This is a genomic window from Secundilactobacillus similis DSM 23365 = JCM 2765 (genome assembly GCF_001311075.1).
GTDB lineage: Bacteria > Bacillota > Bacilli > Lactobacillales > Lactobacillaceae > Secundilactobacillus > Secundilactobacillus similis.
The window spans coordinates 1-8892 of sequence record NZ_BBAD01000106.1; the positions used below are offsets into that span (position 1 = coordinate 1).

Annotated in this window: 6 protein-coding genes and 3 pseudogenes; 4 read left to right on the top strand and 5 right to left on the bottom strand. The window is 49.1% G+C overall.

Translation table 11 applies throughout. The annotated features are described in order from the left end of the window. Nucleotides 1–206: 206 nt before the first annotated feature. A pseudogene (gene map, locus JCM2765_RS15065) lies at nt 207–997 on the top strand (type I methionyl aminopeptidase). 71 nt (nt 998–1068) lie between these two features. Here map and JCM2765_RS15070 read toward each other — a convergent pair. Then, complete coding sequence (locus JCM2765_RS15070; protein WP_225352127.1) at nt 1069–1680, bottom strand: TetR/AcrR family transcriptional regulator; 612 nt, start codon at nt 1678–1680, stop codon at nt 1069–1071. A gap of 153 nt (nt 1681–1833) precedes the next feature. Between JCM2765_RS15070 and JCM2765_RS19325 the strand changes: the two are divergent. Beyond that, nucleotides 1834–4735: pseudogene (locus tag JCM2765_RS19325) on the top strand (MMPL family transporter). Nucleotides 4736–4807: 72 nt separating this feature from the next. On the opposite strand, the gene JCM2765_RS15080 reads toward JCM2765_RS19325, so the two are convergent. Further along, complete coding sequence (locus JCM2765_RS15080; RefSeq protein WP_173585559.1) at nt 4808–5440, bottom strand: DNA-3-methyladenine glycosylase; 633 nt, start codon at nt 5438–5440, stop codon at nt 4808–4810. 62 nt (nt 5441–5502) lie between these two features. Here JCM2765_RS15080 and JCM2765_RS15085 point away from each other — a divergent pair, with 62 nt between their 5' ends. Continuing rightward, complete coding sequence (locus tag JCM2765_RS15085; protein WP_054737411.1) at nt 5503–5859, top strand: DUF488 domain-containing protein; 357 nt, start codon at nt 5503–5505, stop codon at nt 5857–5859. Nucleotides 5860–5902: 43 nt separating this feature from the next. On the opposite strand, the gene JCM2765_RS15090 is transcribed toward JCM2765_RS15085, so the two are convergent. Next, the gene (locus JCM2765_RS15090) at nt 5903–6364 is read right to left on the bottom strand and encodes a universal stress protein (protein WP_054737412.1); all 462 of its coding nucleotides are present in this window, start codon (nt 6362–6364) and stop codon (nt 5903–5905) included. 126 nt (nt 6365–6490) lie between these two features. On the opposite strand from JCM2765_RS15090, the gene JCM2765_RS15095 reads away from it, so the two are divergent. Continuing rightward, complete coding sequence (locus tag JCM2765_RS15095; RefSeq protein ID WP_156301820.1) at nt 6491–7153, top strand: YczE/YyaS/YitT family protein; 663 nt, start codon at nt 6491–6493, stop codon at nt 7151–7153. 87 nt (nt 7154–7240) lie between these two features. Here the strand turns inward: JCM2765_RS15095 and JCM2765_RS15100 are convergent, their stop codons facing one another. Both JCM2765_RS15100 and JCM2765_RS15110 read right to left on the bottom strand, forming a co-directional pair. Then, nucleotides 7241–7666 (bottom strand): OsmC family protein, encoded by a 426-nt coding sequence (locus JCM2765_RS15100; RefSeq protein WP_054737413.1) that lies wholly within the window; start codon nt 7664–7666, stop codon nt 7241–7243. Between the two features lie 127 nt (nt 7667–7793). Then, nucleotides 7794–8761 (bottom strand): annotated as a pseudogene (locus tag JCM2765_RS15110) (phosphoglycerate dehydrogenase). Nucleotides 8762–8892 lie beyond the last annotated feature (131 nt).

The following is an 8892-nucleotide window of genomic DNA, read 5'->3' on the forward strand; positions in this document are numbered from 1 at the left end:
ACCATTACACTACGCTCTCAACCCGTCTCGCTCCGCACACTGTCGCTGGACACAAACGACAGCGGTATTGGCGTTAATTAACAAACTTGATACTTAACAATCTCGCCTTTTCCGCTATGCATTTCCGTCTCAAATTGCTATATCTAGCAGAACCCATCAAAAAGGTGTACATTAGTAGAGAAGCCAAATTAAAAGGAGTCAGAAATTTGATTACATTAAAATCAGCACGTGAAATTGATATGATGCGCAAGTCTGGCGCAATTCTTGCCGGCGTCCACAAGGGCCTACGCGACATTATCAAGCCCGGGATCTCATCTTGGGACATCGAAAAATTCGCAAACAAGTACATTGAAGAACACGGCGCTAAAGCCGAAGAAAAGGGTTTTGAAGGTTACAAATACGCGACCTGTGTCAGCGTTAACGATGAAGTGGCTCACGCTACGCCTCGTAAAGACCTCCTACTCAAAAACGGTGATATCGTAGCCGTTGACTTAGTCGTTAACTTGGACGGCTTTATGAGTGATTCTTGCTGGACCTACGCGGTTGGCGAGATTTCTGCTGAAAAGCAACACTTGATGGACGTGACCTTGAAGGCCCTCTATCTCGGGATCGACCAAGCCGTTGTCGGCAATCGGATCGGTGATATTGGCGCTGCTATCCAACACTACGTCGAAGACGAAAACCACATGGGCGACGTTCGTGAACTCATTGGCCACGGCATTCAACCAACCATGCACGAAGAACCAAACGTCCCTCACTACGGCGAAGCTGGTAAGGGCTTGCGTCTTCGCGAAGGCATGACCATCACCATCGAACCCATGGTCAACTTGGCACTTGGCAGATTGTTTCCAAGCCAATTCCTGGCGATTCATGGCAGTACTACGCTTCCGCTGATGGCTCACCATCGGCCCAGTACGAACACACCTTGGTCATCACGAAGGACGGTCCTAAGATTTTGACCTCTCAAGACGATGAAATGGATGCCAAATACCTTTAATTTTTGAATCTAAAAACGGTTCTGATACCCCTACTTCTGTGGGATTATCAGAACCGTTTTTATTTTCACTTCTATTCATTCGGTGCACAAACCCCCGGTACCACCACTTTCTTAGAATTACCAATCAAAATCGACAAATAACGGTGGGCTTCATCCAATGTTGTCGGCTTATCCTGCAAAAAAATCCATTCAATCAGATTCAGTAATGTGTCACTACACTGCGTCACCAATAATTCTGTCGGAATGTTAAGTTGCAGGTCACCAAGTACCTGCCGGAAAATCGTCCGGACGGTTTGTTTAAGGTAATTCGTAAAACTGGCGATCAACGTTTCGTCAATATCGTTATGCTGCAAAATTGCGGTCATTTGGCGGTGATGGTGAGCGAAGAACCGATACAATCGGTCAAAATAGGTCACCAAAATCTCGTCTGGCGATAACTTGGGCGCTTCCCCCACCCGAATTTCAGTGGCTAACAAGTACCAGCAATAGTTCACGAGGTCGTACTTATCATCAAAGTAGTTATAAAACGTGGCCCGAGGATAGTCACTACGTTGGCAGAGTTCATTGACACTGATTGCTTCAAACGACTTCAATTCCAGTAACTCAAACATCGCGCTTGAAAAGGCCCGCAGTGTGCGTTGCGCCCCCTTGGTTGGTCGCTTGTTCAAATCATACTTCACCATGTTCACCTCATTTTTGCAATTTCGCTGATCTGTCTAAACTTTGGCAGGTCAGCGTTTTTGTGAATTGTATTTCACTTGCCCCGAGTTTATCATGCACTTATTAGTTAGACAAGTGTCTAAATTTAATCACTTGCCAATGAGAGGGGAAGTTACATGCAAGTCTTCATCAAAAAACACGGCCTCGCAGCCCTAGTGTGGTTAGCACTGATCATCACTGCGTTGGTCGCCATGCCAAACGTTAGCCGACTCGTTCGCGATAAGGGTCAGGTGACCCTGCCATCATCCGTTCAAAGCGAAGTCGCGCAAACGATTGACCGCAAATCCGTCAATAATCGCGGCGTTCGGTCACTGATCGTTGTTTTTAACAAGCAACATGGTCAGCTGACAACCAAGGATAATCAACGAATTGCGCAGAGCATCCGTCAAATTAAAAAGGACGCTAACCTAGATATCCTAAGTATGACCAGCGCCAGTGACAACGCAGCTACTAAAAAACAGCTAAGCGCCAAAGATGGCACCACTCAACTGGCGATGATCAGTTTGTCCGATAGTGCTAAAGTGCACCGGCAAGCGCAACAGCTTCGACAGCATTTGCACATCAGCGGGCTTCGGACCTACGTTACGGGGAGTGCGTTGTTAAATGACGACTTTTCCACCACGACGCAAGCCGGGCTAAAGAAAACGGAAATCATCGCGGCCGTCTTCATCTTCATCGTCTTGATCCTCGTGTTCCGTTCGTTACTCGTGCCCATCATTTCCTTACTGACGGTCGCCATCGCCTACCTCGTGTCATCGAGTCTGGTGATGAACCTCGCCCAACAGGTTGATTTTCCAATCTCTAACTTTACCCAGATTTTCATGGTTGTCGTGCTCTTTGGGATCGGGACCGACTACAACATCCTGCTGTATAACCGGTTTAAGGAGGAACTTGCCAACGGGTTAAGTACTGACGAAGCCACCAAAGTTGCCCGCAAGCACGCGGGCCGCACCATTGGTTACAGCGGCATCTCCGTATTCATCGGATTTGCGGTCCTCGCCCTCGCCAAATTCTCGTTCTACCAGTCCGCAGTGGGCGTTGCGGTGGGCGTCATCGTCTTGCTAGCCGTTCTATTAACCTTAAACCCGTTCTTCATGGCGCTCCTCGGTCAAACCATGTTTTGGCCCAGCCGCAACCTCGCCACTCACGGTACCAACCGCATCTGGCGGTGGCTGTCTCGCTCGGCCATGGCCCACACGATAACCACGGTGATCCTGATGTTACTCGCCATCACCCCACTACTGCTGTTCAGCCAGCAAAAGCTCAACTTTAATAGCGCGGACGAGTTGCCAAATACCATCGAATCCAAGGCCGGTTACAACCTGATTCAAAAACACTATCCAGCTGGGATGTCCGGTCCTTCTACCCTCTACATTGAGGCTGACAAGTCATTGAACAACCAACGCGACTTGGGCACCATCGATGACCTGACCAACTACTTAAAGGCCGAACCGGTGTGAAACAAGTCAGCTCGGTCACCCAACCCGGTGGTAGTCGCATCAGCCAACTGTATTTAAACCATCAATTGAGCCAATTGGTGACCGGGTTAACTCAGGCCAATAAAGGACTGACGCAGGTTGAAAGTGGCTTGACCAAGGCCAATACGCAGCTGACTAGTGCAACCAACAGCAACCAAACCGCCCAACTATCACAATTAACTACCGGCACCACTCAACTGCAAAGTGGCGCTCAGCAACTCAGTCAAGGCGTCGCTGCTTACACGGCTGGCGTCTCAAAACTGACGAGCGGTTCTAGTCAACTCGCTAGTGGTACCAGTACGCTCAGTCAAAGTGTGGGACAATTGACTGCTGGTAGCCAACAATTAACTAGCGGTCTAAATCAACTTCAAAACCAGACTAGTCAGATTCCCGTTCTCGCAACTGGTACCAGCCAGCTTGCTGGTAGTTCGGCTCAACTCACTAACGGCTTAGGGCAGTTAAACCAAGCCGTCTCACCATTTAACAGTGGTTTAGCAACTTTAAACAGTGGCGCACAACAGTTATCGTCTCAAAGCGCCACGTTGGTTAACGGCGCTCAATCAGTCGCTAGCGGCAGTACGCAGGTCAACGCTGGTGTCAAACAACTCCAAACCAAGTTAACGGCCATGCAAGCACAGACGAAGCAACTTCAAGGTGGCTTGACCAGTGCCAACCAAGCGGTGGCACGACCAGCGTCAAACGGTATTTAGCCGAATTACAATCGTCCTATATCGGTGATCAATTCTATATTCCAAAAGCCACCCTCGCTGGTGCTAGTTTTAAACCCGCTCTGAACGCCTTCATGGCCGATAACGATCACATCACGACGCTGACGATCGTCTTAAACAGCGATCCTAGCACGACTCAATCGGCGCATCGCATCCAAACCATCACCAACGACGTGCACGCCAAGTTAAAGCATTCCTCACTGGCTAACGCGACCGTCGCAATCGGTGGTCAAACGTCTCAGACTGCCGATTTGGAATCATTGTCTAACAGTGACTTTATCCGGACCGCGATTATCATGCTGGTCGGCATCGGCATCGCGCTGATTTTCGTGACCCGTTCACTCATTCAACCGCTAACCATTATCGGCACGTTAATGGCGACCTACGTCAGTGCCCTTACGCTGACTCGATTACTGTCAAATGCGATTTTAGGTCAAGCATTGCTGACCTGGAACACACCATTCTTCAGCTTTATCATGTTGGTTGCGTTGGGTGTGGATTACAGCATCTTCTTAATGATGCGTTACCGGGATGACGCGGATAAACTACCAGATGTCCGCAAACGGATCGTCAACGCTAGTGCCATCATTGGGACAGTCGTCATTTCCGCCGCTATCATCCTTGGCGGGACCTTTGCCGCACTGATGCCATCTGGCGTCCTGACGTTGATTCAAGTCGCCATGACCGTGATTATCGGTTTGATCATTCTCGTGATCCTACTGCCGCTTACGATGTCGATCATGGTCAAATGGACGTATCCGTACGTGCACGATAAAATTTATGAGAAGCAACAAGCAGATCAAGAAGATTAACTGTCATTATAAAAGGCGCGTCACTCACCACAACACTTGGTGAACGACGCGCCTTTTTGACTGCAATTTAATTTAACCAACCATGCTGTCCAAATCCATATCTCGCTTCCGCATCCCCGAAACGTACGGATTGCCAGCCACGTAGAACCGGTACGGCGCTTCCGTCCAGTCGCCACGTTTGCTGACGCCGACTCGGGCCGAGGTGATGATTTCTTTGGGCTGACGACCATGATCAAGGTCAATTGAAAGTGGTCCAGCGTTGACCATGGTCAGGTTCAACGCTTTGCTTTGAATGCCCAATGCCTGCATCAACTTCCCCGGACCATTGCTGATGTCGCTGCCCGTTTTACCATGCCGGTTTTCGGCCATCAACGTGACGCCATCAACCGGCTCCAAGCCCCGAACCAGAATACCTTGCGGGTTGTCCTTTTCCTGCACCGCAACGTCAAACATGTACTGCCCGCGAAGTGTATAAATGTAAATCGTTCCCGGCTCGCCGTACAACGCTTCATTAGCCGGCGTTCGGCGACCATTAAAGGCGTGGGCGGTTGAATCTTCCTGACCTAAATACGCTTCGGCCTCCACGATAATGCCACTCAGTAATCCCTGTGGTGATTGGTAACTCAGGCGCTTACCTAAAATTGCCTTGGTGATCTCAGCCGTCGGACGACCGCTAAAAAATGTCTTCAATTCATCCGTTTTCACGGTTATCAGTTCCTTTCTAGTCTCACTATGTGTTATCTTATCATTTGAGAAGGTGAATTAACATGACGTTAAAAATTGAACGCATTTACACCAAACCGGCTGATATGGACGGTTTTCGAATTTTAGTGGACCGGGTTTGGCCTCGAGGCATTTCAAAAGAAAAGGCCGCGCTTGATGAGTGGTTTAAAACAATTGCGCCGACCAAGGAACTGCGGCAGTGGTTTGGTCACGAACCAGCGAAGTATCCGGAATTTAAAACCCGTTATGAAGCGGAATTGGACGCTAATCCTGATTTAAACAAGTTCATTGACTTGGTCACGACGCAGGCAAAAAACGGTAACGTGATTTTACTGTACGGCGCTAAGGATGAAACGCATAATCAAGCAGTTGTGCTTAAAGACTATCTGGAACGCCACTAATTCAAAAATGGTAGCCCTCATGGGACTACCATTTTTAATGCGACTATCTTACTACAATAACTGAAACTGGCGCCTTCTTAGCCAATCTTAGGCTAACCGCGCCCGCCACCCGGTGCGCCGAAAATTCAGTATCGGCACCGCAAACCACGAGGTCGGGATCAAAATCGGGCAACAGCTCATCTAAGATAACGTCGTCCACGTCGCCACCCTCGTTGACGTAACCGCTCACGTGTTGCGCGCCGGCTTCGCGCGCCGTGGCCACGTACCGGTCAACAACCGCCTGAACGGCATCGCGCTTCTCCTGCAACTTCGCTGGAATCAGCGAATCGTAAATGTTAATATCGTGATTTTCAACCACCGAGCAGATGCCCAGTTGAATCTGATAATCCAGCGCCAACGTTAACGCATACCGAAACGCGCGTTGCGTCGATGTGCTATCATCAGCATCAACGGTTAATAACACCCGGCGAAAAATCAAAGGTCGAAAAGCCGGTGTCTCTGACATGTTTAGTTCCTCCCAATTGTAACAGCACTTATTTTTAACAAATCTAACAGATTTCAAACTGTATTTCAAATAACTCGCAACCGGTTTCGTTAAATCGTCATCCGGCTCACGAAAGGATCGATTCCATTGTACCAACCAAGCGGCAAGCCCACCATTCTCGGGGACTGCCTTCTACTGACCGTTTCAATTCTCATCAACGCCTTCGGTAACGCCCTCACCGTCTCCCTCAATCTCGGGAGTGCGCTGTGGACAGCTTCGGCGGTGAACTTGGCGCACCTGTTTGCCATGAACCTGGGCAACATGCTGCTGATTGAAGGGGTGGCGGTTATTTTAGCCAACGCGCTGTTACTGCGTCAATTTGACTGGCACCGGATGCTGGGCAACTTCTTGTTTATGGTGCCGTTTAGCTACCTCGTTAGTGGCATTACCCAACTCTTGCTCCATCTGGGCATCACCCAGTTACCCATCGCATCAGCCGTCATTGTCGATATTATCGGCGTGATGTTGATCAGCTGTGGTATCTCAATCTACCAGCGGGTCAACCTTATCTTGCATCCAAATGACGACTTAATGCAAATCATTCGGTTCCGCTTTTTACACGGTAACGCCATCGTGGCCTCGTTAGTCGCCTACCTAACGCCACTGACAATCATCTGCATCACCTTTGCGATTCAGCACCAAGTCTGGGCGGTCAACGTCGGGACGTTTGTGGCACTGATTTTCCAAGGGAGCTTTATCGCGCTAAGTGACCGGTTTGTGTTTGGCCGGTTGCGGCATCAACGGTTATAACTTTTAGTCATCACAACTGCACACAAAAACGCCACGGATTCTTGAACATCGAATCCGTGGCGTTTTGACGTTAATTACAACTCTCGTTTAAAATTCAAACTGATCCACCACCGTAAACGACACGTTTGCGTTAGTCTTGATCAACTTCGCTACCGGACAATAGTCCTTAGCTTCGTTCACCAACTGCTCTGCTAACTCGTGTTCAACCCCGGTCATGAGAATCTGTACCCGAACAACAAATTGATACCCTTTATCATCCTTCAACTGATCCACACCGGTGTGCACCACGCTCTTATGTGGCAGATTATGCGCCCGTTCCACTAATTCAATGGTGGCGTTAAAACAGGTACTGATGGCAAGCCCCGTTAACTGTTCCGGATTCACTCCCGGTGACTTAACCAACGAGCTGCTGACCCCCAGCGCCAGCGCCTCGTTTCCCCGTACGAAACTAATCCCACTCAAACCTTTTTCATTAACGACTTCAGTATGATATAACGATCCAGCAATTGCCATGATGGATCCCCCCTTCGTTTAAGTGACCACAGTTTAGCATGCTGTTTCCAAGTTTCAAAACAACTTAACTCGCGGCTTTTCGGACTGATTGGCCAGCTAAAAATAGGCGCTTAAAAGAAGGTGTTCGTTATCTTAATGATGGGCAATAACTACTAGGACAACTTAGGTGAATTGACCGGCCACTCTGGCATTTTGCCTGAGAGACTTCGTCAATCATCCGAGCAGCCCCCATCGCCATGTTCCGACCAGCCTCAACGGTATTCGCCCCCGTATGTGGTGTTAAAAAGACGTTGTCGAGTTGGAAAAATTCACTATCTCGTGGTAACGGTTCAACGTCAAAGACATCCAGGGCCGCACCAGCGATCTCGTGGTTCTTCAGCGCCGAAATCAAGGCTGCTTCATCAACGATCGACCCCCGCGCAAGGTTGACCAAGTAGGCCGATGCTTCATCAGTTTCAATTCAGCTTCGCCAATCAAATGCTCGGTTGCTGGTACCGCAGCGATGTTGACGCTGACGTAATCGGACTCGGTCAGCAGGGTTTCTAAATCAACGTATTTGCCGTACTCAGTCTCTCGATGCGTCCGGTTATAGAGCAATACGTTCACGCCAAAGCCACTCAGCATCTTAGCCAACGCCTGACCGATGTTGCCGTAACCAATGATGCCGACCGTTGCGCCGTTCAGTTCGTGACCCATAATGGTCTTCGCACCGGTCGTATCGTTGGCCTGCATTTTAGCCGCAATCGTTACCGACTGTTTGGCTAACAATAAGATATCAGTAATCGCTGATTCAGCAACGCTAACGGCGTTCGCCCCGGGCGTGTTCGTTACCCAAACGCCCTGTGAGGCAGCGTACTCCGCATCAATGCTGTCATAGCCAACACCGTAACGGGCCAACACTTTTAAGTTAGGGAGCTTAGCGTACAAGCTGTTGGGGAAAGGCGCCACAAACATCATAATGCCAGCAACGTCCGGTGCCGTCGCCAAGATGCTTGCTTCGGTCGGATTCTTAACGGTTAACACCTCGTACCCTTTCTTGGTTAAATAGTGATCCGTTTGCGCATCCGCAATTTCAGGGATAATTACCTTTGTCATCTCAGCTACTTCCTTTCAGTTCTCATGCCTAAGCGTTTATTTTTAAGTTTAGTCTAGCACGTTCAATCCGATAATTCAGCGAATTTGTTAAGTTGAAGCATTCCATTGGTGGTGTTTGATTGATGCTGTTG